General features: G+C 60.4%; 29 protein-coding genes. 12 read left to right on the top strand and 17 right to left on the bottom strand.

Translation table 11 applies throughout. The features are described 5' to 3' along the window. Positions 1–74 precede the first annotated feature (74 nt). Complete coding sequence (locus CORTU0001_RS05355; protein WP_005322822.1) at positions 75–1,283, bottom strand: glycoside hydrolase family 32 protein; 1,209 nt, start codon at positions 1,281–1,283, stop codon at positions 75–77. 20 nt (positions 1,284–1,303) lie between these two features. Here CORTU0001_RS05355 and CORTU0001_RS05350 point away from each other — a divergent pair, with 20 nt between their 5' ends. Further along, positions 1,304–2,188, top strand: coding sequence for a carbohydrate kinase family protein (locus tag CORTU0001_RS05350; RefSeq protein WP_005328002.1), 885 nt, complete (start codon positions 1,304–1,306; stop codon positions 2,186–2,188). Further along, positions 2,185–2,577 (top strand): multidrug transporter, encoded by a 393-nt coding sequence (locus tag CORTU0001_RS05345; protein ID WP_005322825.1) that lies wholly within the window; start codon positions 2,185–2,187, stop codon positions 2,575–2,577. The genes CORTU0001_RS05350 and CORTU0001_RS05345 overlap by 4 nt, the downstream gene beginning before the upstream one ends. Positions 2,578–2,613: 36 nt before the next feature. On the opposite strand, the gene CORTU0001_RS05340 is transcribed toward CORTU0001_RS05345, so the two are convergent. The 4 genes from CORTU0001_RS05340 to CORTU0001_RS05325 all read right to left on the bottom strand — a co-directional run bounded on the left by CORTU0001_RS05340 (position 2,614) and on the right by CORTU0001_RS05325 (position 6,613). Next, the gene (locus tag CORTU0001_RS05340) at positions 2,614–3,456 is read right to left on the bottom strand and encodes an ABC transporter ATP-binding protein (protein ID WP_005328001.1); all 843 of its coding nucleotides are present in this window, start codon (positions 3,454–3,456) and stop codon (positions 2,614–2,616) included. A gap of 85 nt (positions 3,457–3,541) precedes the next feature. Then, positions 3,542–4,576 carry a FecCD family ABC transporter permease gene (locus tag CORTU0001_RS05335; RefSeq protein WP_005328000.1) on the bottom strand — a complete coding sequence of 345 codons (1,035 nt, stop codon included), beginning with the start codon at positions 4,574–4,576 and terminating at the stop codon, positions 3,542–3,544. 3 nt (positions 4,577–4,579) lie between these two features. Continuing rightward, the gene (locus CORTU0001_RS05330) at positions 4,580–5,665 is read right to left on the bottom strand and encodes a FecCD family ABC transporter permease (protein ID WP_005327999.1); all 1,086 of its coding nucleotides are present in this window, start codon (positions 5,663–5,665) and stop codon (positions 4,580–4,582) included. Next, positions 5,666–6,613 carry an ABC transporter substrate-binding protein gene (locus CORTU0001_RS05325; RefSeq protein WP_005327998.1) on the bottom strand — a complete coding sequence of 316 codons (948 nt, stop codon included), beginning with the start codon at positions 6,611–6,613 and terminating at the stop codon, positions 5,666–5,668. A 100-nt stretch (positions 6,614–6,713) separates the two neighbouring features. Here CORTU0001_RS05325 and CORTU0001_RS05320 point away from each other — a divergent pair, with 100 nt between their 5' ends. Then, entirely contained in the window at positions 6,714–7,535 is an 822-nt protein-coding gene (locus tag CORTU0001_RS05320; RefSeq protein WP_084771643.1) for a siderophore-interacting protein, read from the top strand. A gap of 73 nt (positions 7,536–7,608) precedes the next feature. Here the strand turns inward: CORTU0001_RS05320 and rpsQ are convergent, their stop codons facing one another. Genes rpsQ through rpsJ form a run of 11 tightly spaced genes read right to left on the bottom strand, consistent with a single transcriptional unit; the run spans position 7,609 to position 12,770 of the window. Continuing rightward, positions 7,609–7,917, bottom strand: coding sequence for a 30S ribosomal protein S17 (rpsQ, locus tag CORTU0001_RS05315; protein ID WP_005327997.1), 309 nt, complete (start codon positions 7,915–7,917; stop codon positions 7,609–7,611). Between the two features lie 2 nt (positions 7,918–7,919). After that, positions 7,920–8,150 carry a 50S ribosomal protein L29 gene (gene rpmC, locus CORTU0001_RS05310; RefSeq protein WP_005322842.1) on the bottom strand — a complete coding sequence of 77 codons (231 nt, stop codon included), beginning with the start codon at positions 8,148–8,150 and terminating at the stop codon, positions 7,920–7,922. Then, positions 8,150–8,566, bottom strand: coding sequence for a 50S ribosomal protein L16 (gene rplP / locus CORTU0001_RS05305; RefSeq protein ID WP_005322843.1), 417 nt, complete (start codon positions 8,564–8,566; stop codon positions 8,150–8,152). Before rplP ends, rpmC begins: the two co-directional genes overlap by 1 nt. Positions 8,567–8,569: 3 nt before the next feature. Then, positions 8,570–9,313: a 30S ribosomal protein S3 gene (gene rpsC, locus CORTU0001_RS05300; protein ID WP_005322844.1), complete on the bottom strand. Its 744-nt coding sequence runs from the start codon at positions 9,311–9,313 to the stop codon at positions 8,570–8,572. Continuing rightward, positions 9,313–9,675: a 50S ribosomal protein L22 gene (gene rplV, locus CORTU0001_RS05295; protein ID WP_005276938.1), complete on the bottom strand. Its 363-nt coding sequence runs from the start codon at positions 9,673–9,675 to the stop codon at positions 9,313–9,315. Before rplV ends, rpsC begins: the two co-directional genes overlap by 1 nt. Before the next feature lie 3 nt (positions 9,676–9,678). Next, the gene (gene rpsS, locus CORTU0001_RS05290) at positions 9,679–9,957 is read right to left on the bottom strand and encodes a 30S ribosomal protein S19 (protein ID WP_005276936.1); all 279 of its coding nucleotides are present in this window, start codon (positions 9,955–9,957) and stop codon (positions 9,679–9,681) included. A gap of 13 nt (positions 9,958–9,970) precedes the next feature. Continuing rightward, positions 9,971–10,807 carry a 50S ribosomal protein L2 gene (gene rplB, locus CORTU0001_RS05285; RefSeq protein ID WP_005322845.1) on the bottom strand — a complete coding sequence of 279 codons (837 nt, stop codon included), beginning with the start codon at positions 10,805–10,807 and terminating at the stop codon, positions 9,971–9,973. A 25-nt stretch (positions 10,808–10,832) separates the two neighbouring features. Continuing rightward, positions 10,833–11,135 carry a 50S ribosomal protein L23 gene (rplW, locus tag CORTU0001_RS05280; protein ID WP_005322846.1) on the bottom strand — a complete coding sequence of 101 codons (303 nt, stop codon included), beginning with the start codon at positions 11,133–11,135 and terminating at the stop codon, positions 10,833–10,835. Next, positions 11,135–11,788 (bottom strand): 50S ribosomal protein L4, encoded by a 654-nt coding sequence (gene rplD, locus CORTU0001_RS05275; RefSeq protein WP_005322847.1) that lies wholly within the window; start codon positions 11,786–11,788, stop codon positions 11,135–11,137. The genes rplW and rplD overlap by 1 nt, the downstream gene beginning before the upstream one ends. Further along, positions 11,785–12,441: a 50S ribosomal protein L3 gene (gene rplC / locus CORTU0001_RS05270; protein ID WP_005327995.1), complete on the bottom strand. Its 657-nt coding sequence runs from the start codon at positions 12,439–12,441 to the stop codon at positions 11,785–11,787. The genes rplD and rplC overlap by 4 nt, the downstream gene beginning before the upstream one ends. Before the next feature lie 23 nt (positions 12,442–12,464). Continuing rightward, on the bottom strand, positions 12,465–12,770 hold the full coding sequence (gene rpsJ / locus CORTU0001_RS05265) for a 30S ribosomal protein S10 (protein WP_003848085.1): 306 nt from the start codon (positions 12,768–12,770) through the stop codon (positions 12,465–12,467). A gap of 719 nt (positions 12,771–13,489) precedes the next feature. Between rpsJ and CORTU0001_RS05260 the strand changes: the two genes are divergently transcribed. Genes CORTU0001_RS05260 through amaP form a run of 6 tightly spaced genes read left to right on the top strand, consistent with a single transcriptional unit; the run spans position 13,490 to position 16,611 of the window. Further along, on the top strand, positions 13,490–13,969 hold the full coding sequence (locus CORTU0001_RS05260) for an Asp23/Gls24 family envelope stress response protein (RefSeq protein WP_005322849.1): 480 nt from the start codon (positions 13,490–13,492) through the stop codon (positions 13,967–13,969). A 5-nt stretch (positions 13,970–13,974) separates the two neighbouring features. Then, positions 13,975–14,322 (top strand): hypothetical protein, encoded by a 348-nt coding sequence (locus tag CORTU0001_RS05255; protein ID WP_005322850.1) that lies wholly within the window; start codon positions 13,975–13,977, stop codon positions 14,320–14,322. Between the two features lie 2 nt (positions 14,323–14,324). Continuing rightward, entirely contained in the window at positions 14,325–14,519 is a 195-nt protein-coding gene (locus CORTU0001_RS05250) for a hypothetical protein (RefSeq protein WP_005322852.1), read from the top strand. Next, positions 14,519–15,484 (top strand): Asp23/Gls24 family envelope stress response protein, encoded by a 966-nt coding sequence (locus CORTU0001_RS05245; RefSeq protein ID WP_034668247.1) that lies wholly within the window; start codon positions 14,519–14,521, stop codon positions 15,482–15,484. The genes CORTU0001_RS05250 and CORTU0001_RS05245 overlap by 1 nt, the downstream gene beginning before the upstream one ends. Continuing rightward, positions 15,477–16,043, top strand: a complete 567-nt coding sequence (locus CORTU0001_RS05240) for a DUF6286 domain-containing protein (RefSeq protein ID WP_005327992.1) — start codon at positions 15,477–15,479, stop codon at positions 16,041–16,043. Before CORTU0001_RS05245 ends, CORTU0001_RS05240 begins: the two co-directional genes overlap by 8 nt. Next, positions 16,036–16,611: an alkaline shock response membrane anchor protein AmaP gene (gene amaP, locus CORTU0001_RS05235; RefSeq protein ID WP_005327990.1), complete on the top strand. Its 576-nt coding sequence runs from the start codon at positions 16,036–16,038 to the stop codon at positions 16,609–16,611. The genes CORTU0001_RS05240 and amaP overlap by 8 nt, the downstream gene beginning before the upstream one ends. Here amaP and CORTU0001_RS05230 read toward each other — a convergent pair. Next, on the bottom strand, positions 16,600–17,298 hold the full coding sequence (locus CORTU0001_RS05230; RefSeq protein WP_005327989.1) for a hypothetical protein: 699 nt from the start codon (positions 17,296–17,298) through the stop codon (positions 16,600–16,602). The two genes, amaP and CORTU0001_RS05230, sit on opposite strands and share 12 nt — an antisense overlap. Before the next feature lie 332 nt (positions 17,299–17,630). Between CORTU0001_RS05230 and CORTU0001_RS05225 the strand changes: the two genes are divergently transcribed. From CORTU0001_RS05225 to CORTU0001_RS05215, 3 genes are read left to right on the top strand one after another with little or no spacing between them, the layout of a single operon-like run. Further along, positions 17,631–18,614: an ABC transporter permease gene (locus CORTU0001_RS05225; protein ID WP_005322859.1), complete on the top strand. Its 984-nt coding sequence runs from the start codon at positions 17,631–17,633 to the stop codon at positions 18,612–18,614. After that, the gene (locus tag CORTU0001_RS05220; protein ID WP_005327988.1) at positions 18,615–19,607 is read left to right on the top strand and encodes an ABC transporter permease; all 993 of its coding nucleotides are present in this window, start codon (positions 18,615–18,617) and stop codon (positions 19,605–19,607) included. After that, a complete protein-coding gene (locus CORTU0001_RS05215; RefSeq protein ID WP_005327987.1) occupies positions 19,604–21,508 on the top strand; it encodes a dipeptide ABC transporter ATP-binding protein in 1,905 nt (634 codons plus the stop codon). The genes CORTU0001_RS05220 and CORTU0001_RS05215 overlap by 4 nt, the downstream gene beginning before the upstream one ends. The last annotated feature ends 80 nt before the right edge of the window (positions 21,509–21,588 follow it).

Raw genomic sequence — 21,588 nt, 5'->3', positions numbered from 1 at the left:
ATTACAGCCGGAATTCGGGCCTAAGTCCACATATTCGGGCGAAGTGTTGGCAACTTCACCGGTTCCGGGTACACCTACCCGCGCGGCTCCCACCCCTGCCAGGGGGACTCGCCAAACACGGCGAAGGACGCGGCGATGCGACCGCCACCGGCATAGACCTCAACGGCGCAGCCATCAGCAATCAAGCGCATTTCCCCATCCGGGCAGTCGATGGGATCGCCGCCGTTAAAGGCGATGGTCCCGTCGCGTTGGGTGACGCGGAAGGCTTCGTCCCCGGCGGCGTCGATAAGAGCAAAGGAGCCTTCGCCCTTGATATCGATGGTAGAGCCAAAGCCTTCTCGCCCGTGGGTCTCCGGCAGGGCGGACCACAGCGGCTCTTGATGCAGGTAGTTATCCTCCAGCCAGATGCGGCGCGGCAGCGTCAAGGTATGGACCCAGCCTTCCGTTGGGGTGTCATCCTGGGCGGGCATGCCCATCCACCCCAGTAGGATGCCGTCCTCGGTGGCCTGGGGCGCATAGAACTGGGTGCCATGGTCAAGGAGGGTAAAACCACGCTCAATATGGAAATTCAGGCCATCGAGCGTGCCCACGATATATCCGCACCGATCCGTTTCTGCCTGGGGGCAGAAGATGAGGACCTGCTTATCGCCCAAGGTGAGGAGGTTGGGGCACTCCCACATGTAGCCCCCAGGCAGTTGCGAAGGATCGTCGAAGGAAATCTCGCCCTGGAATTCCCATTGGGCCAGGTCCTGCGATCGGTACAGGACAATGGTGCCGCGCTCGTCTTCGGTCTGGGCACCGATGACCATCCGCCAGCCATCGCCATCGCGGGTGATCTGTGGATCCCGGAAGTGCCCGGTATAGCCCTCCGGGGAGTCCGGAATCAGGGGATTATTCTCGTCGCGAAGGTAGATGCCGCCCTCCGGGCCCGAAGGGTCTATGGCACGCACGCGGTTCTGGGACGGAATGCGACGGCCATCATCTTTCAAATTGCCCGTATAAAACAGCCAGACGTCGGTGCCATCAACCACCGCCCCACCCGAGTAGCAGCCATCCTTGTCATAGGGCAGGTCCGGGTACAAGGCATCGGGGTGGTGCTGCCACGGCGTAGGCGCCGATACGCTCACCGTCGCATGCCCCCAGCCCGTACGCTTGGGCTTGCGGGGAAACGCCGGGTCGTGCTGGTAGAACACGTGCAGGGTATCGCCATCCACAAAGACGCCATTGGGATCATTGAGGCGGCCTTGCGGCGGGGCGAGGTGAAAATTGGGACGGTAGTTCATATCCCCGATACTATGGAAACATGACTATTCATGTGTGCGGTGAAGGCCTCGTGGACCTCGTTCCAGTGGCCCCTGGCAGCTTGAACGACCACACCCCGGCGCTGGGCGGCGGGCCATTTAACGTGGCCATCGCGGCGGCGCGACTGGGCGCCGCTGTGGAATTCCAGTCCCGCATCTCCACCGATGGTTTTGGACAAGAACTTGTCGGCCGCCTCGCGGCCGAGGGTGTCACCACCACTCACCTGCAGCGCGGCGACGAACCCACCACTTTGGCCGTGACAACCATCCACGAGGATGGCTCGGCCTCCTATAACTTCTATATCGAAGGCACGGCCGACCGCCTGGTCGAGCCACAGCTGGTCCCGGCCGATATCGCGTGCTTCGGCACGGTCTCCCTCGCCCTTGAACCTGGTGCCTCCCGCTATGCGCAACTGCTGAAGGATTTTGCCGCCCAAGGCACGTTAGTCGCCCTGGATCCGAATATCCGGCCGTTCTACGCCACCCCAGAACACCGCGCGTTCTTAGCGGATCTACTCCCCCACGTCACCTTGCTTAAGCTTTCTGATGAAGAGGTCGAGTTCCTGGGCGACGACCTCATTTCGCAGGTGCCCATCGTAGTGGTCACCCGCGGCAGCGAGGGCCTGAGCGTTCGCGCGGGCGATACCACTCTCACGGTGCCGGCCGCGCAAGTAACCGTCTCCGATACCATCGGTGCCGGCGACACTATCATGGCCGCCCTGCTGACCCAGATTGATGAACGCGGGCTGGACGCCGCCGCCCTTACCACCCTGGATCCGGCGCAGTGGAAAGACATTTTGTCCTTTGCCGTGGCTGCCGCTGGCATCACCGTCTCCCGCAAGGGCGCCAATCCCCCGCGCCGCGAGGAAGTAGAGTCATCGCTATGACCTACACCAAGCGCACCCTGTGGTTGCACGCCGCGCTCTTTATCCTCGCGTTTCTCGCGTTTATCCTGCCCGTAGTCTTTGGCGCCTCCGCTCTACTTCCTGTCTGGTTGACCGGCGGGCTGAGTCTGGGGCTTGCAGCTTGCGCGCTTGTCGACGCCGCCTATAAGTTCTTCGCACCTACCTCCCCTCGTAGCCTCCGCCTGCTCTCCGGTCTCGCCGGGCTCGTACTCCTTATTGGCTGGGGAATCTGGGTCTATATCTACGGCAATATGGCCGCCGTAGGCACAGGCTCCTATCGAATCGGCACCTTTTTGCTCGGCGCGGGAAGCGTGCTCAATCTTTTTGTAGTGGCAATTTCTTTTCTAGATGTACAACGAAAGGTCAAGTAAAGCGTCTAGCACACAGCCACTATTGGCAGCTCTCCACTAATGCGCCGCTACGACGCGGCGGGGAACGATAATGGGGGCATCGCCAAGCGGATCCTCCCAGGCCTCAGCCTCGATGCCATAGGCCTGCGCCAATACCTTCGGCGACAGCGCTTGTTTCGGTGCCCCACGAGCGATGATATCGCCGGATTTCATCACCACCATGGAATCAGAATAGTGGCCCGCCAGCATGAGATCGTGCAGGACTACAACCACTGTTTTTCCCGCCTGCGCCTGTGCGCGTGCCAACTCCAGCATGCGCATGGCATGGGCGGGGTCGAGAAAGGTCGTGGGTTCGTCGAGAAGCAGCACAGGCGTATCTTGTGCCAGTGCCAACGCCAGCCAGACGCGCTGGCGCTGCCCACCCGATAGCGAAGCGATATCACGATCGAGGAAGTCCACAATGTCGGTAGCCTCGCAGGCCTGCGCGATAATCTCCCGATCCGTAGCGGAAAGGCCGCGCATCCTCCCCTGATAGGGATGACGCCCGCGTGCAACCAACTCACCTACCCGCAGCCCATCGGGGGCCACGGGGTGCTGTGGCAGCAGCGCCACCTGCTGCGCGGCATCCTTCGCGGACATCGCGTGTAAATCAGCTTCCCCCACCATGACGCTGCCCTGCCGCGGGGCCAGGATTTTCGAGAGAGTTTTCAGCAGCGTGGACTTGCCACAGCCATTGGGGCCAATGAGCGTGGTGACTTCGCCGGCGCGGGCGTGCAGATCAACGCCGGCAAGGATATCCCCGCCATCCTTATATCCCGCATGAATGCCGGTGGCGTGGAGGCTGCACCGAGGCTTCGGGGTCGTGGTCTGTTTAAGCTGATTAGGCTGATTATCCTTCATTTCTTTTCCTTCATCCACGTCTGACTATTTAGCACCATCCGGCGCGATGCTTGTCTGTTTCCCCTGCTGTACCGCGGCACAACGTTTAGCTGCGCCCGGCCGCATTCCACACCACTATCACCAAGGCGCAACCACCGATGACCGAGGAAACCGCACCCACCGGTGCATTTACCGGGATAGCACCGGCGATCACAGCACACACGGTCAGCAATGCTGCGCCCGCGGCCGCTGATGCCAACGGTGATGGCGTGGGGGTGCGCGCCACCATCCGCGCCAGGTGCGGCGCCAACAGCGCGATAAACCCAATGGGCCCGACCACCGAGACCACCACGGCACTGATACCGGTTGCCGCAATAAGCAGCAGGGCGCGCTGGCGGGAGATGTTTACGCCCAGGGTGGTTGCGGAGGAATCATCATGGGCAAGCAGCGGCAGCTCCCGCGCGCACCAGATACCTATGGCGAGAAACGGCGCTAATGCCGCCAAGAGGGGGAAGATGACCTCCATGCGCACAAATCCAGTCGATCCCGCGAGCCACGTTTGCGCCTCCGCAGCGCGCAAGATCTGGGCGCTGCGCATCAAATACGCGACGATGGCTTGAAACATCAGCGATAACGCAATACCGACGATGACGATGCGGTTGCTCGTACCGATGCCACCCAAAACGGCGAGGAGGATGACAACGAGGAGGGCGCCGATCATCGCCAAGCATGCCCGCCACCAAAACTCCGGGATACCCTCGGCGAAACTGGGGCGCGAATGCACGGTGCCCAAGACCACCAGCACCGACGCCCCGCCGGTAACGCCTAAAATATCCGGGGAGGCCAGCGGGTTACGAGCCATGGTTTGCGTCCAAGAACCGGCCAGGCCGAGGGCGGCACCCACGATAACGGTGGCGATGGCAACCGGCAGGCGCAAGTCCCACACCACCCTGATGTGGTTCTTGCTGCCGCCTCCGGTGAGGACATCGATAACCTGCCGCGGACTCAATGCCATGGGACCTTGCCCCAGTAACACTAGGTACGCGCTAAGGGCGATGAGGATGAATGCCAGCGTGGAGGCGAGCACGCGCACGTGCCGGCGGCGTTGTTGAGCTTTTAAAATAGTGCTGATTGCGGTCATGCTTTATTGCCCCCATGCTCTGCCCACGCCGCGGTGAGCACCCCAAATGAGGAAAGGTGCGCCCACTATCGCGAGGACGATCGACATCTCCAGCTCCGAGTTCCCCGCAATGAGGCGGCCGGTGATATCAGCGACAAGCACGGCACAACCGCCCAAGAGCGCAGAGGGCAAAAGCAAGGTGGCAACGCTAGGGCCCACCACCCGCCGCACGATGTGGGGAATGGCAAAACCGACGAAGGCAATGGGACCCGTTGCTGCCGTTGCGCTGCCAGCCAACACCACGACACTGAGCGCCGCGCCCGCCCGCGCGGTAGTGGGGGACCCACCCAAGGCGAGGGAGGACTCCTCCCCCATTGCCAGAAGGTCGAGGGGTCTAGCCACCATCGCCGCACACGCTACGCCAATAACTAGCCCTATGCCCGCGATGGCGACATCTTCTGGGCCGCGGCCAAAGGTCGAGCCGATGGTCCACCGCCGCATGCTATCGAGGACGTCCGTGGAATATAGACCGATGATCGTCGCGCCCGATCCCAAAGCTGCGGAGACGCCGGCGCCCACCAGAATGAGCGTCAGGGGATCCTCAAACCGCCGCGATACGGCTAAGACCAGCAGCGTAGTAATACCCGCGCCAACGAGCGCGAGGGCGGTCCGCATACTGGTGGAGGTAGCAATACCAATGGCCGTGCCTAAGGCAACGAAGAAGGACGCGCCCGCGGTAACACCAATAAATCCTGGATCCGCTAGCGGGTTTCTGGTCCACGATTGCGCCAGCACACCTGCCACAGCAAGGGCCGCGCCGGCGAAATAAGCCAAGAAGGTGCGCGGCAGGCGCAGGTTCCACACGATATCGCGGATATCCTGCTCCCCTGCCCCGTGCAGGGCAGCGATAACCTCCTCGGGCGGAATCGAGCGGGAGCCCACCGCCAAAGACGCCACCGCCAACACCAGGCTGGCGAGGATGATGGCGACAAGGAGCATCTTATGACTCTGTACCCGCGCCACTACCGTTGCGGGGGTGCCGGTGGTCGTAGGACTATCTGCTGCGGAATCCGACTGGATTTGTTGGGCGTCCATCGTGGTTGCTGACAATTACAGTTTCTCTTCAAATTTATCTACTGCCCAGGGGATGGTCACCGGGTTGGGCATACTCATGGCATTGCCGGTATCGGTATCCAAGTAGCGCACGCGATCATCCTTGACAATGTCGAGGCCTTGGAAGGTCTTATCCTTCTTCAAGGCATCGGAGGAGCCGTTGTAGTCCAGGACAAAGAGGTAATCAACCTGGTTAAGCTTCGCGTAGTTTTCTGGGGCAATGTCGACGAAGAAGCTGCCGCCATCGCCCTGCAATGCATCGGGGATCTCCATGCCAAGGTCCTCAATAAATTGTCCACGCCCATCCTCCTCGGTGTATAGGCCAATTTTGCCGTCATAAGGCATGACGATGGCCGCAGACTTATCCTGCAATTCCGCGTGCTCGTGGCGGAATTCCTCGAAGGCCTTTTCGGTGTCATCGATAAGCTTATCGCCTTCGTCTTCTTTGCCCACCGCATCCGCGATGGTCTCTACCTGCTTTTCCCAGGGTACCTGCCAGTCTTCATAGCCGTTCGGCTTTACGGTGGTAGGCGCGATTTCTTCCAGGGAACCCTTCGTGCGTGAATCCACCGCCTGGTTCACCGCAATGATCTGGGTGGGGTCGGCCGCGGTGACCTGCTCAAAGGTATCCGCGGTAAATCCGGTTGCGGTATTATAAATCACCTCAGGCTTTGCCTCGCCCAAAAGTTCCTCTGCCCAGGGGCCGACGCCAGAAGGGTCGCCATCGCCCTCAGCACCCCACGGCGCCACCGTTACGGGAGTGATCCCCAGGGCAAGCAGTGTATCGGCATCACCTAGACCCAAGCTAGCCACGCGCTGCTCGCTGGCAGCGTCGGTCGCCTGAGCTGTTTCATCGCCCTCACCACGCGAGCAACCGCCTAAAGCTACGGCCCCGGCGGAAAGCATTGCTACTGCACCCATAGTGCGACGGCCGAAAATCTTCATGAGGCTAAGCCTTTCAAAAAGGAGGAAAAATGACTTGCTTACCCTATACCGCAAAACGCTATTTAGGCAAGGCTTAACTTACTTTGGGTATGTTAGACGTATGAACTCTTCCCCACAATCGGCCCCGATGCGGGAACACGAACTCATCCCCGTTACTTTGACCGCCAATAAACGGATCCGTCCGCGCTTGCACCGGCTCACGTTCTACGCCGAGGCTTTCCGGACATACACCCTCTCCGGTCCCGATGAATTCTTCGGACTCGTCATGCCCCGAGCTGAACAGGAGTTTACACCCTTCCCCGTCGACGGAATAAACCTCCGCTCGGCTGTGAGCGCGATCGACGAGGAGAGGCGGCCGGACCTGCGCTGGTACACCATCCGCGCGCTCCACTCGGAGGAGGCCACAGTCGATGTCGACGTGGTGACACACGGCGATTCAGGACCTGGCTCGCGGTGGATTCGCCGCGCACAAGCCGGGGATACAGCGGGATTCTTCACCTGCAACGACCTGTGGCGGCCAACCGAGAAGCCACAACTTCTAGTCGCCGACGCATCCGCCCTGCCCGCCCTGCGGCACATTTTGGCCTACCAAGAAGACCATAATCCGGAAATGCTTCGGGCCACCGACGTTATGGCCGTGGTTACCAGCAACGACGAGGTAGAGCCAGGCCTCGCAGCTAGATGGGAGCCGAGCGTACACAGCCTGCGGATTATTCATACCCAAGCGCACGGGGAGGCGGAGGCTGTCGTTGCCGCCTTGAGAGCGGACTATGCCGGTGCGTCGGGGCCAGGGTACGTATGGGGTTCCGGCGAGGGGAGCCTAGCAAAAAGCGTGCGAGGCCTCGCAGTGAATGAATGGGGCCTAGATACCACCGACGTCACATGGGTTCCCTACTGGTTTTATGGCAGGGCCCGGCCGTAAAGAAGTCCTAAAACGGCGAAGCCCCCGCTCCGAACTCTAGGTTCGGTAGCGGGGGCTTCGTGCTGGCTAGTTTTTACTTAGCCTTCTCGATGATCTCAACGAGACGGAAGTGCTTGTCCTTGGACAGCGGGCGGGTCTCAGCGATGCGTACAAGATCGCCGATGCCTGCGGTTTCTTCCTCGTCGTGCGCCTTAACCTTCTTGTTAGAGCGCATGATCTTGCCGTACAGGGCGTGCTCCTTGCGGTCTTCCAGCTCGACAACGATGGTCTTGGTCATCTTGTCGGATACTACGTAGCCGGTGCGAACCTTAGGAGCGCCCTTGACCTTCTCCTTCTTCGGAGTAGGTGCCTTCTTGGAATCAGTCACGTTAGCCTCACTCATGATTAAGCCTCAGCTCCCGGAGCAACGGACAGGCCCAGCTCGCGCTCGCGCAGAACGGTGTAGATGCGGGCAATGTCGCGCTTAACCGTGCCGATGCGGCGGTTGTTGGTCAGCTGGCCGGTGGCCTTCTGGAAGCGGAGGTTGAACAGCTCTTCCTTCGCATCCTTCAGGCGGGACTGCAGCTCAGCGTTGTCGAGCTCACGGAACTCGTGGGCGGGGGTACCGGTTGCCATTAGAACTGGTCCTCCTTCTTGATGATGCGGACCTTGCAAGGAAGCTTCTGGCCTGCGCGGCGCAGAGCCTCAATAGCAACGGCCTCGGTTGGGTAGCTCATCTCGAAAAGTACGCGGCCTGGCTTAACGTTAGCCACCCACTTCTCGACCGGGCCCTTACCGGAACCCATACGAACGCCGAGCGGCTTCTGGGTCAACGGACGGTCCGGGAAGATGTTGATCCACACCTTGCCACCACGCTTGACGTGGCGGTTGATGGCAATACGTGCGGCCTCAATCTGACGGTTGGTGATGTACGCCGGCTCGAGAGCCTGGATTGCGTAATCGCCGAAGTTGATGCGGTTACCGCCCTTGGACACGCCGCGACGGTTCGGGCGGTGCTGACGGCGGTACTTAACACGCTTAGGAATCAGCATGGATTAGCCCTCCTGCTTCTGCTGTGCACGCTGGCGGCGCTGGCCACCGCGGCGGGAGCGACCATTGCGGTCACGGCCACGGCCCTGTGCCGGAGCGTTCAGTTCGGACTCGCGTACGCCACCGACGACGTCACCCTTGTAGATCCACACCTTGATGCCGATGCGGCCGAAGGTGGTGTGGGCCTCTGCGGTGCCGTAGTCGATTTCGGCGCGAAGAGTGTGCAGCGGAACGCGACCCTCGTGGTAGCGCTCAACGCGGGACATTTCTGCACCGCCCAGGCGGCCGGACAGCAGGATCTTGATGCCCTTAACCTGTGGCTGGCGCATAGCAGACTGGATAGCCTTGCGCATTGCACGACGGAATGCGACACGGTTAACCAGCTGCTCCGCGATGGAGTGAGCAACCAGGGTTGCGTTTGCGTCTACCTGCTTGACCTCGAGGATGTTGAGGGCAACCATCTTGCCGGTGAGCTTTTCAAGCTCACGGCGGATGCGGTCAGCCTCAGCACCACGGCGGCCAATCACGATGCCCGGGCGGGCGGTGTGAATGTCGACGCGGACGCGGTCACGGGTGCGCTCGATGACGACGTCGGCAATGCCGGCGCGGTCGAGGCCCTTGTTGAGGTAGTTACGAATCTTGATGTCTTCGGCTACGTAGTTCGCGTAGTCCTTATCGGCGAACCAGTGGGTCTTCCAGTCGGAAGTGATGCCCAAACGTAGGCCGTGAGGATGGATCTTCTGGCCCATTACTTGGCCCCTTCCTGCTGGCTTTCGACAACCACGGTGATGTGGCTGGTGCGCTTACGAATCATGAATGCACGACCCTGTGCACGCGGCTGGAAACGACGCATGGTCGGACCCTCGTTGGCATATGCCTCGGAGATGACCAGGGTGCGTGGGTCGAGGCCGAAGTTGTTCTCAGCGTTAGCGGCTGCAGAAGCAACGACCTTTGCAACTGGCTTGGAAGCACCCTGCGGTGCGTACTTCAGGATAGCCAGGGCTTCGCTTACGGACTTGCCGCGGACCAGATCGAGCACGCGACGTGCCTTCATCGGGGTGACGCGGACGTAGCGGGCCGTGGCGGATGCGGAGGTGATGGTCTCACTCATCGCTTATCGACGTCCCTTCTTGTCATCCTTGACGTGACCCTTAAAGGTCTTGGTTGGTGCAAACTCGCCCAGCTTGTGGCCGACCATGGAATCCTCGATGAAAACCGGCACGTGCTTGCGGCCGTCGTGGACGGCGAAGGTGTGACCGATGAAATCGGGGAGAATGGTCGAGCGGCGAGACCAGGTCTTGATGACCTGCTTGGTGCCTGCATCGTTCTGAGCATCCACCTTGTTGAGGAGGTGCTCATCGACGAACGGGCCCTTCTTAAGGCTGCGTGGCATTGTTTACCTCCTCTTAGCGCTTCTTGTTCGGGCGACGACGGCGCACGATCATGTTGTTGGAGTAACGGTTCGGGTTGCGGGTGCGACCCTCCTTGTGGCCCCATGGGGACACAGGGTGGCGACCACCCGAGGTCTTACCCTCACCACCACCGTGTGGGTGGTCAACCGGGTTCATAACGACACCGCGGACGGTCGGGCGTACGCCCTTCCAGCGCATACGGCCGGCCTTGCCCCAGCGGATGTTCATCTGCTCGGCGTTGCCAACCTCACCAACGGTCGCGCGGCAGCGGATGTCCACACGGCGGATTTCGGAAGACGGCATACGCAGAACTGCGTACTTGCCTTCCTTACCCAGCAGCTGGATGGAAGCACCAGCGGAGCGAGCCAGCTTAGCGCCAGCGCCCGGCTTGAGCTCCACAGCGTGGATGGTGGAACCGGTCGGGATGTTACGCAGCGGCAGGTTGTTGCCAACCTTGATATCTGCGTTCGCGCCGGACTCTACGATGGTGCCCTGCTTCAGACCCTTAGGGGCGATGATGTAGCGCTTCTCGCCATCAACGTAGTGAAGCAGTGCGATGTTTGCGGTGCGGTTCGGGTCGTACTCGATGTGAGCGACCTTTGCCGGAATGCCGTCCTTGTCGTTACGACGGAAGTCGATCAGACGGTAACGGCGCTTGTGGCCACCGCCGATGTGGCGGGTGGTGATGCGGCCGTAGTTGTTACGGCCACCAGTCTTGCTCAGCGGGCGCAGCAGGGACTTCTCCGGAGTAGAACGAGTGATCTCGTCAAACTCAGAAACGGAGGATGCGCGGCGACCCGGAGTTGTCGGCTTGTACTTACGAATAGCCATAATTCTTCCTTACTTCGTCTCCGTCTTAGGCCTGTGCGCCAAAGACGTCGATGGAGTCGCTGCCTTCACGGAGCGTCACGTATGCACGCTTGGTGGACTTACGCTGGCCGTAACCGGTGCGGGTGCGCTTACGCTTACCTGCACGGTTCACGGTGTTCACGGAGTCAACCTTTACGTCAAAGATCTGCTCTACGGCATCTTTAATCTGGGACTTGTTGGAGTCCGTGGAGACGTAGAACGTGTATACGTTCTGCTCCATCAGACCGTAGGACTTCTCGGATACAACCGGGGCGATGATGATATCGCGTGGGTTAGAAATCTTAGCCATTAGTTCTCCTCCTTATCCGCGCCGGTTGCGCGGTTGATGAAGGTGTGTAGCGCCTCAACGGAGAACACAACGTCATCGGAGTAGAGAACGTCGTAGGTGTTGAGCTGGCCAGCGTCCAGGATCTGGACGTTAGGCAGGTTATTAGCGCTACGACGAGCATTGATGTCCTCGCGGCCGATGACCAGCAGCACGTTCTTGCGCTCGGTCAGGGACTCGAGGAAGGCCTTGGCCGACTTGGTGGACGGCTTCTGGCCCGGTACGAGCTCTTCGATGACGTGGATGCGCTCGTTGCGAGCACGGTCGGACAGTGCACCGAAGAGAGCAGCCTTGATCATCTTCTTAGGGGTGCGCTGTGCGTAGTCGCGTGGCTGTGGGCCATGGACGGTGCCGCCACCGGTGTAGTGCGGTGCGCGGATGGAGCCCTGGCGTGCACGGCCGGTGCCCTTCTGACGGAAAGGCTTGCGACCACCACCGCGGACGTCGCCGCGGGTCTTGGTTGCGTGGGTGCCCTGGCGTGCAGCAGCAAGCTGAGCGTTAACAACCTGGTGCATCAAAGCAATGGATGCCTCGGTGTCAAAGATTTCAGCTGGCAGGTCTACAGAGCCGTTGGTCTTACCCTCGGAAGTGTGGACGTCTAGCTTGAGGTTGCTCATGCGTGTGCACCGCCCTTCACTGCGGTCTTAACGGTGACGAGGCCGCCGCGCGCACCAGGGATAGCACCCTTGATGAGCAGCAGGTTGGACTCGGCATCGATTTTCTGAATCTTCAGGTTCTGGGTGGTCACGCGGTCGTGGCCCATACGGCCAGCCATGCGCTTGCCCTTGAAGACGCGGCCCGGGGTAGCAGCGCCGCCGATGCCGCCAACGCGGCGGTGAGCGGCCTGGTTACCGTGAGCTGCGCCCTGGCCTGCGAAGCCGTGGCGCTTCATGGCGCCGGCGTAGCCGTGGCCCTTGGTCTTGCCGGTGACGTCAACGAAGGTGGTGCCCTCGAAGATGTCAACCTTGACCTCTTGGCCAACCTCGTATGCAGAGGTGTCGTCCATGCGGATTTCCGCAACGTGACGGCGCGGGGTTACGCCAGCCTTCTTGAAGTGTCCACCAACCGGCTTGTTTGCCTTGCGTGGGTCGATTTCGCCAAAGGCGATCTGGATGGCGCTGTAGCCATCGGTTTCGGGGGTGCGAATCTGGGTGACAACGCATGGCCCTGCCTCGACGACGGTAACCGGCACAACGCGGTTGTCCTCGTCGAAGACCTGGGTCATGCCGAGCTTCTTGCCCAGAATGCCCTTGATCTCGTTTTCACTCATTATTTGTTCTCCACCAAAGTCGCTTACTGGATGTTCACGTCGACGCTTGCCGGAAGATCGATGCGCATAAGAGCATCAACGGTCTTCGGGGTTGGGTCGAGAATGTCGATCAGGCGCTTGTGAGTGCGCATCTCGAAGTGCTCGCGAGAGTCCTTGTACTTGTGCGGAGAACGAATAACTGCGTATACGTTCTTCTCGGTTGGGAGCGGCACTGGGCCAACTACACGAGCACCGGTACGGGTAACGGTCTCGACGATCTTCTTTGCAGAAGCGTCGATAGCCTCGTGGTCATAGGCCTTCAGCCGAATGCGGATTTTTTGTCCCGCCACGCTTATCCTCTTCCTCGCTTCCCCACTTTCACATTCCCGGCGTTTCCGGGGCGTGAAGCGGTGGGAAATTGCTTCTCGATTTCTCTATAACGTTGTCCGGGCTTGGGGCCTGACACAACGCCAGTGGTCTGACTGTCATGACGACCAAGAGTTGCGGTACATGGCAAGTGCCAGGACGCAGTGCTCTCGACGGGGTACAAGACCCGTAGTCAAAGTATTGTGAAGAGGACGGTTTTCACGCATTACACGTGGAGAGTGTCCAATTCGTCTACTGCCGCTGTTTATTTGCCATGCCCCTTCTCCGGTCCATCTTCTCGGGGTGTCACTGCTCTAACGCGGACCTAGCCCGATTGGATGACCTTCCAGTCAATGCTTCAGGTTTCCCTGAACCATGGCGACAACGAAGGTGTCATGTTCGCTTTACCAGCTCAGCGTCTCCCCGAGACTCATGCTTGGCGACGTCCGCCGCCATCACCGAACCTCGGTTCTCGCTGCCCTGTTAAAGCAACCTTTGTATTTAAGCATGTTGGGCTGCGGTTTTTCAAGCCGCGTATTAAACCGTGCCAAAAATCACGTTTTGGAAAAATTTGTTGCCTCGCACCCCACACTGGGCTGAGAAGTATCTAAGCTCGGAGGTAATGGCTGTGGACTCTTTGTCCTGCCTAGATAGTTGAATATCGCGTTCATGCATCACCCAATAGAGAAAGGCTCACTCGCCCATGTCTGAAAACAAGACCCCTGCACAAAACTCCGACAACCAGGTTCCTGCTTCCGAGGAGCGCGAGGTCAATAACAACCTGGAAACCCAGTACGGCACCACCACCATCGATGATGTCGTGGTCTCCAAGATCGCCGGCATCGCTGCTCGCGAGGTTTCCGGCGTGGATGCCCTAGGTGGCGGCGGAGCCCGCATGATCGGCAATATCCGCGAGTCCTTCGGTGCTTCTGAGGACGTCCGCCAGGGTGTGGACGTAGAGGTAGCGGACGGCACCGCTCGCATCGACATTGCCATCACCGCTGAGTACGGCGTGGCCATCCACGAGCTCGCCGAGGCCATCCGCCGCAACATCATGAATGCCGTTGAGCGCATGACCGGCCTGAGCGTCGAGCGCGTCAACGTTGTTGTTCACGACGTAAAGCTGCCAAAGGATGAGTCCGAGGCAGAAGACCAGGCTGCTTTGAACCAGGGTCAGGCTTAAGCCCAATGCCTGAGCCCCGAGCACGTTTCGAGCTCGAGGTAAGCCACGCCCGCGCTATTGCAGAGGCAGTCCGGAAGGTACGCGGTGTCGCCGCGCTCGACGGCGGTTCGTTCGGTTCGGTGAGTTTATACCTCCCCGGCGAGCGCATCGTCGGCATGCGGCGGCCCGACCCGCGCGATGATCGCCACCTGCAGATCAACATTCGCGTTGATATCAGCGCCGCGCCGGACCTGTATGCCTTGGCAGAAGATATTCGGTCCGCCGCCCGTGGGGCTTGTCCCGAACTGCAGCGCATTGACGTTGAGTTTTCTGACGCCGTAGATGGCTTATCCGCTGCTCCATCGAAGGAATAGATATGAAGAATTACACCACTTTGGGCATCATTTCCGGCCTTATTCTTGCCTTCTTTTTGTACCTAGGCTGGGGTCCTACTTTGCTCGCCGTACTCCTTGCCGCAATCGGCGGCATTGTGGGAGCACACTTTGATGGCCGTATCGATCTCACTTCTGTGTGGAATGGCCTCATTGGTAAGGAGAAAGGCCAAGGTTAATGACAGATAGTTCCACTCAGGGCCACACGCGTATCTCGCTGCGGACCATGGAACGCATCGTTACCGCCGCGATTGCTAGCGTGCCCGGCACCAAGGCTATAGAGGCCAAGCTAGCGGGCATCGGCGGCCGCGGTTTTCCACGGGTCTCGGTCCAAATGGACTCGGAGCGTGAGGTAGCGGCCGTCAACGCCACCATTGGCGTGGTGTGGCCTTCGCCGGTCACCACGGTGGCGGAACATACTCGTGCTGCCATCTCGGAGGCCATCGCGGCGCACACCGGTTATTCCACAACTCGCGTCAATGTCACCATCGGCGGTTCCGTTCCGGGCGAGCGCGTGACTGCCGCAGAGGTGGAGCAGCGCCAGGTCGCTGCTGCCGTTGCGCCGCACACCAAGCCCTCGCCGGTATGGCAGCCGGTCACTGCAGAGTCGGTGAACGTACGCAGCATTGACACACCGCAGGAGGCCCCGGTGCGCGGCATCGCTGCGCCGGCCGCCGGCGTCGCAGTGCAGTCCGTGGACACCCCGCGCGAGACCGAGGTACGCAACATTTCCGCTGACCTTCCAGACCACCAGCTGCGTGAGATTTCGTCCCCGAACGACCACACGGTGCGGCCGATCAGAGAGCCCAAGCCGGTCCGCGTGCAGAGCGTGGCTGCGCCTCGCCCAGCCAGGTTGGCCCCTAGTGGGCAGGTTCGTCCACTGGCACGGAAGATTCAGGTAACAACTCCTCGTCCGCAGCCGCTGCGCGAGATTGAGATTCGCCACGAGTGGTCTCCGCGCCGTGTACAGGCTCCCAAGTCTGCTCCTGCGCGCACGGTAAAGGCCCCGCGGCCGCAACCGCTCAAGCGCATTGAGGTCACGCCGGCGAATCCTCGGCCGTTGCACGTGAATGCGCCGCGTCCCGAGCCGTTGCGCGCCATTTCCATTAACCCGTACCGCCCACAAGGAGGCAATAATGGCTGATCAGCACATGCCTGAACACTTTGGGCAGCAGCCGAAGGCATCTCCGGCGGCGCGTACTTGGGCCGTAATCCTTGGGCTCCTGCTGCTCGCCGCGGGCGTCGTCGGAGTGCGCGAGACGTGGCTGGTGGGTTCCGGTTCCGACGCGCAGTCGTGGGTACAGCCGGTGCTTAATCTCATTGCTACTGAAGAGCTGCAGACCTGGATGATCTGGGCCGGCGTTGCCTCCATTGTCGTAGGCCTGATTTTCCTCTTCGCGGCAGTGAAGACGCGCCGCACCACACACATGCAGCTAGCCTCCGACACCGCCTCCATGTGGATGCGGCCGGTGGATATCGCCCGCCTCTCTTCGGCTACTGCTCGCCGCGTTCCGGGCGTGGCCTCGGCGCAAACTTCCGCGGATAGCAAGACTGCCAAGGTCACCGTCAATGGCGATACGGACGATGCGGAGCTACAAGGCCGGGTAGAGACGGCGGTAACGCGCTGCCTGGCTCATCTCAAGAACCCGCCGCAGGTCACCGTGGCTGTAGAGAAGATTCCGGAGTTGGATAACAATGTCTAGAAAACTTGCTACCTTTGACCGCATTCTGCTGGGCCTGCTGGGAATCATCCTCATCGCTTTGGGCGTGTGGCCCATCTTGATCCACTTCAACGTGGAATTTGCCAAGTACTTAGCCCTGTGGGTGGACCACGATACGTGGAAGAGCTTGGCGGACAATGACTGGTGGGTGTGGGCGCTGGCTGGTGGCTCCGCACTGCTCCTTATTCTGGGGTTGTGGATTGTGGTGGCTAACCTGCGCCACCGCCGCTTTAATAACGTGGAGTCTGCTTCTTCCAATGACAAGGGCTCTATCACGACGTCGATGAATGCAATCGCCGGCGCCGTGGCCCAAGATTTGGATGGGCTCAAGGGTGTAGACCACGTAGAGCGCCTCGTGGCTTATGACCGCGCGCGGCCCACGCTGCAGTACACGGTGACGGCAAATCCAGACACTCCGGTGGAGCGCCTTACCGGTGCGGTTGAAACCAATGAGCGCGATTTCCGCGCAGCGTTTCCCGACGCCGATTTGGACACCATCTACAAGCTGCAGTTCAGCAAGGTAGGTCCGATGAAGGACCTATCCGAATAGCGGGTTGGGAGTCTCCGCCACCAAGATCTCCTGAACGGCCCCAAGGCGGGCCGACTCGCCGCCCCCGAGGATCATTTCTAGTTCCTCGCCGGGGCGGCATTTTTCTATGCGCTGCCAAGAGTAGTCCTGGCGAGTTACGCGGCGGTTTTCTTTAGCAAATAGGTGCAGTCCATGATCAAGCACACCGATGGCCGCTGCGAAGCGAAGGATGAAGACGAAATCACCCAAATCCTGCCGCTTCAGGCCATTAAGGTCTGGACACTCAGCACTCAACCGCATGAGGCTTGAGACCACGCCGAAGCGGTGTTCAAAGCCCTCGGTATCCCGAATGGTAAATGGGCGGCCAGGGCCCGTGGGACGAATGGACTCATAGGCCCACGCCACGGGCTGGGTGTCAGGGCGGCGCACGATGATGTGGGTAGGGGTGGCGGTGATGCGGTAGGTGGGGGCGTCGGCAAGCACGAGCCATTCCCCTGCCGCAATGCGTCCGCCCTCCAAGGGAAGCAAGGGCGGATGCACGTCCGCCTGGCGCTCCAATTCCGCAACGAGTTCGGCGTCGGTGGCACCCCATCCAATGCCTTGATTAGCCAGCATGGCAAAGAAAGTGGGAAGGCTGAGGTCGGGCTGGCCCTCCCAGGCGCGGCGGAGGGACTCAAGCGTGGGATCGATGCGGGTGGGGTCATCCATATCCGCCAAGATTACCCAGCGCCGGTGCCGGCCAGACAGCCGGGGCCGAGAGGAGATTTTTCACCCCCGAGTTAATTTCATTCAATTAAATAAATACTATAAGTGTTCAACAATCTCGATCCACATATCGCCTGCTCACAATGGATTTATTGCAAAATTTTCCACGCAATCTACAGCCCTTAATACCTGTCATTTTATTGGGGATTTATGTCACGGGGCTAATTTGATTGTGCTCTGGGTAACAGATTATTAGATTAGTCACATACAACGATTCGCTCGTTGGATACACATTCGCACCCCGTTTCCTGCTTAACCGCGCACGGAGAATCTCTATGACTAAATATCTGATCAAAAAGACCTTGGGCTGGTTACTCATGATCTTTTTGGCTACCAACCTCGCCTATCTCTTGGCGGCCAGCTTCCTGGACCCACGGTCCAACTACACCGGCCGCCGCCCACCGCTTTCACCGGAGGAAATCAATAGCCTCCTCGAGCCCTATAACCTCAGCCCCGATACCCCGCTGGTACAACGCTGGTGGACCTGGCTGACCAATATCCTCACCAAATGGGACTGGGGCCAATCCCCGGTGGGCGAAGTGGTGAATTCAGAAATTAGCTACCGCATCTGGGTTTCCGCGCAGCTGCTCCTACTGTCCACCATTTTGTCCATTCTCATCGGCGTGGCCGTGGGCGTTTACACCGCTTCGCGCCAGTACAAGACCGGTGACCGCATCTGGCAGGGCATTTCCATCGTCGCGATGAACACCCACGTGGTGGTGGCATCCATCGCCGTGGTGTGGGGCGCGCTCAAGATCAACGAGCTCAGCGGCAAGAAGATTTTCTATGTGGTCGGCTCCCATTCGCTGGACGTGGAAGGTTTCTTTCCCAAGCTGGTGGACTCCGCACAGCACTTGATTCTTCCCACCATTTCATTGGTCTTCATTAGCTACGCCAGCTATCACATGACCCAGCGCACCTTGCTGCTGGATAACTTGGATGCGGACTATGTGCGCACCGCCCGCGCTAAGGGCTTGACCCGCCAGCAGGCGATTCGCAAGCACGCCCTGCGCACCTCCATCATCCCGGTGGCAACCTCGGTGGCCTTTTCCATCCCGGGCATCTTCACCGGTGCGGTGATGACCGAGCGCATCTTTGGCTGGAACGGCATGGGCCAGTACTTCATCGAGACCATTAGCAAGAACGACGTCAACGGTGCAGCGGCTGTCGCTGCCTTTGGCGCCGCCATGACCGCCATCTCCGCGGTATTGGCGGACCTGGTTGTCGTCGCGCTTGATCCACGAGTGAGGGTGAGTTAAATGACCCCATCTAAAGACCGCAACTATTTCAAGCAGGAACCGCGCGGGGAAATCACCGCACACAGCGAGGTCACTTCGGGAGACCCCTTCTCCCCCGCCGAGGCCGAGCAGGTAGCCACCTTGGAGCAGATGCCGCGTGGCACCTCGCGCTACAAGCTGTACCTGCGCCGCTTCTTTCGCAATAAGCTGGCCACCTTGGGCCTTATCATCCTGGCTTTCTTGGTCTTTGCAGCGCTTTTTGGCGGCTTCTTTGCCAAGTGGGACTACACCGAGCCGGACTTCCTTGCACTATCGGAGCCGCCGAGCCCCGAGCACTGGTTTGGCACCAATGACACCGGCAATGACCTTTATGCCCAGACCATTCACGGTTTAGGCAGGTCCCTGACCATCGCCATCGTGGTATCCCTGGCCACCTTGGTCATCTCCGCGTTCATTGGATCCGCTGCAGCCTTGTGGGGAGGCATTGCCGAAAAGGCGGTGCTGGCCGTCATTCACTTCCTGCTGTCCATCCCTACCTTCCTGCTCATCGCACTGGTAGTCGCGGATTCCGGCGGCGATTGGAAGCTGCTTATCGTCGTGCTCATCCTCTTTGGCTGGATGTACCAGGCCCGCGTGATTTGGTCGCTGGCGCTTACGGTGCGCGAGCAAGACTACGTCCGCGCAGCGAGCTACATGGGCGTGTCCAAGCTGCGCACCATCGTGCGCCACGTCATTCCCAATATTGGTTCGCTGCTCATCATCCAGTTCGTCTTCGGCGTGGTGGGCACCGTGGGCTCCGAGACGGCCCTGTCCTTCCTGGGGTTGGGCGTCAAGCTTCCCGACGTCTCCCTCGGCACCCTCCTGCAGGGCGGCACCGCCGCCGTGCAATCCTCCCCGTGGCTGTTCTACTTCCCTGCCGCAACCCTGACCTTGCTCACCGTGTCCATGGCTTTCATTGGCGATGGCCTGCGCGATGCGCTCGACCCCAACTCGAATTCCGGAGGTAAAGCATGACCTCGCCCGTCTTATCCGTCAAAGACCTGCGCGTAAACTTCCCGTCCGAAGCCGGATCCGTCTCCGCGGTCCGTGGCGTGGATTTTGATCTCTACCCCGGCCGCACGCTCGGCATCGTGGGCGAATCCGGTTCCGGCAAATCCGTGACCTCCATGGCCATCATGGGGCTCCTGCCGGACTACGCGAAGATCACCGGGTCCGTAAAGTTCGACGGCCGCGAGCTGCTCGGTCTCAGCGACAAGCAGATGTCCGAGATCCGCGGCAACGGCATCGGCATGATCTTCCAGGATCCGCTCTCCGCGCTCACCCCGGTCTTCGATATTGGATCGCAGTTGGTGGAAGCAATTCAGGCCCATAGGGACGTCGGCAAGAAGCAGGCCCTCAAAGAGGCCACGGAGTTGCTCGATCTCGTGGGCATCCCCGATCCGCACCTGCGCCTGAAGTCTTTCCCGCACGAGTTCTCGGGCGGCATGCGCCAGCGCGTGGTAATTGCCATCGCAATCGCCAATAATCCGCGCGTACTCATCGCCGATGAGCCCACGACCGCGCTGGATGTGACCATTCAGGCGCAGATTCTGGAGGTCATTAAGCTCGCCCAGCGCGAAACCGGCGCCGCCACCATCATGATTACCCATGACATGGGCGTGGTGGCAGAAACGGCCGATGATGTCATGGTCATGTACGCCGGCCGACCCGTGGAGCGCGGCGATGTGGATACCATCTTCTCCCAACCCCGCATGCCCTATACCGTGGGCCTGCTCGGCTCTACGCCCCGCCCGGACGTGTCCGCAGAAGAGCCGCTCACACCCATCGTGGGCAGCCCGCCGGTGCTGGTGGACCTCAAGCAGCGCTGCCAGTTTGCCCCGCGCTGCCCCGTGGCGCAGCCCGCCTGCTCCGATGGTGAGCCGCCGCTTATCCCGCTTGACGACGCCCCCACACACCAGAGTGCCTGCCTGCGCGCGCCCGAGATCCACGACCGCAAAATCGGCGGCGAGCTCATGTTCAAGCCCCCGCAGCTCGCGGAGGACGTCATGGCCGGTATCCCCCGCGAGGAGCGTCCCACCACCTTGGAGGTCACGGACCTGCGCAAGGAATTCCCACTCACTAAGGGCGCGCTGGTCAAGCGCCGTGTGGGTACGGTCAAGGCAGTGGACGGCCTCACCTTTGATATTCGCAAGGGCGAATGCATGGCCATCGTAGGCGAGTCCGGCTGCGGTAAGACCACCACCCTGCTAGAAATCATGGACTTAAAGCCCGAAAACGGCGCGGTAGTGCTCAACGGGAAAGACGCAGCCGGGATGAGCAATTCCGAGCGCCGCGAGGCCCGCAAGGACATCCAAATTGTCTTCCAGGACCCGATGAGCTCCCTCAACCCGCGCTTGACCGTGCGCGAGGTCATCGCCGAACCACTCAACTCCCTAGGCTATGACGGCGACGTGGATGCCCGCGTGAACGAGCTCATGGGCCTTGTCGGTTTGGACTCCTCCCAGCTGGATCGCTTCCCCAGCCACTTTTCCGGCGGACAGCGCCAGCGCATCGGCCTCGCCCGCGCGCTGGCCACGAACCCTTCGGTTTTGGTCTTGGATGAGCCCGTCTCCGCGCTCGACGTGTCCATCCAGGCCGGCGTCATCAACCTCTTGGAGGATCTCAAGCGGAAGCTGGGCCTGTCCTACCTTTTCGTGGCGCACGACCTGTCCGTGGTGCGCCACCTTTCAGACCGGGTGGCCGTCATGTACAAGGGTCAGTTTGTGGAGTCTGGGCCAACCGATGAGATCTTCGAGAACCCCCAAGCGGACTACACCAAGAAGCTCCTGGATGCCATTCCGATTCCGGATCCGGAGGCTGCCCGCAGGCGACGCAACCCAGGTCCAGCGCAAGCCTCACCAATTTCGCAAAAGTGACCTTACGCACACCTTGTCTTATATATAGTTAATCTCACACCTGAAGGACTGTGGCAGCTTACCCCGCTACCGCAACCTTC

The sequence above is a fragment of the Corynebacterium tuberculostearicum SK141 genome (genome assembly GCF_000175635.1).
Classification (GTDB): Bacteria; Actinomycetota; Actinomycetes; order Mycobacteriales; family Mycobacteriaceae; genus Corynebacterium; species Corynebacterium tuberculostearicum_C.
The sequence above is the reverse complement of the archived record's forward strand: the minus strand, read 5'-3'. Positions and strand labels throughout refer to the sequence as shown.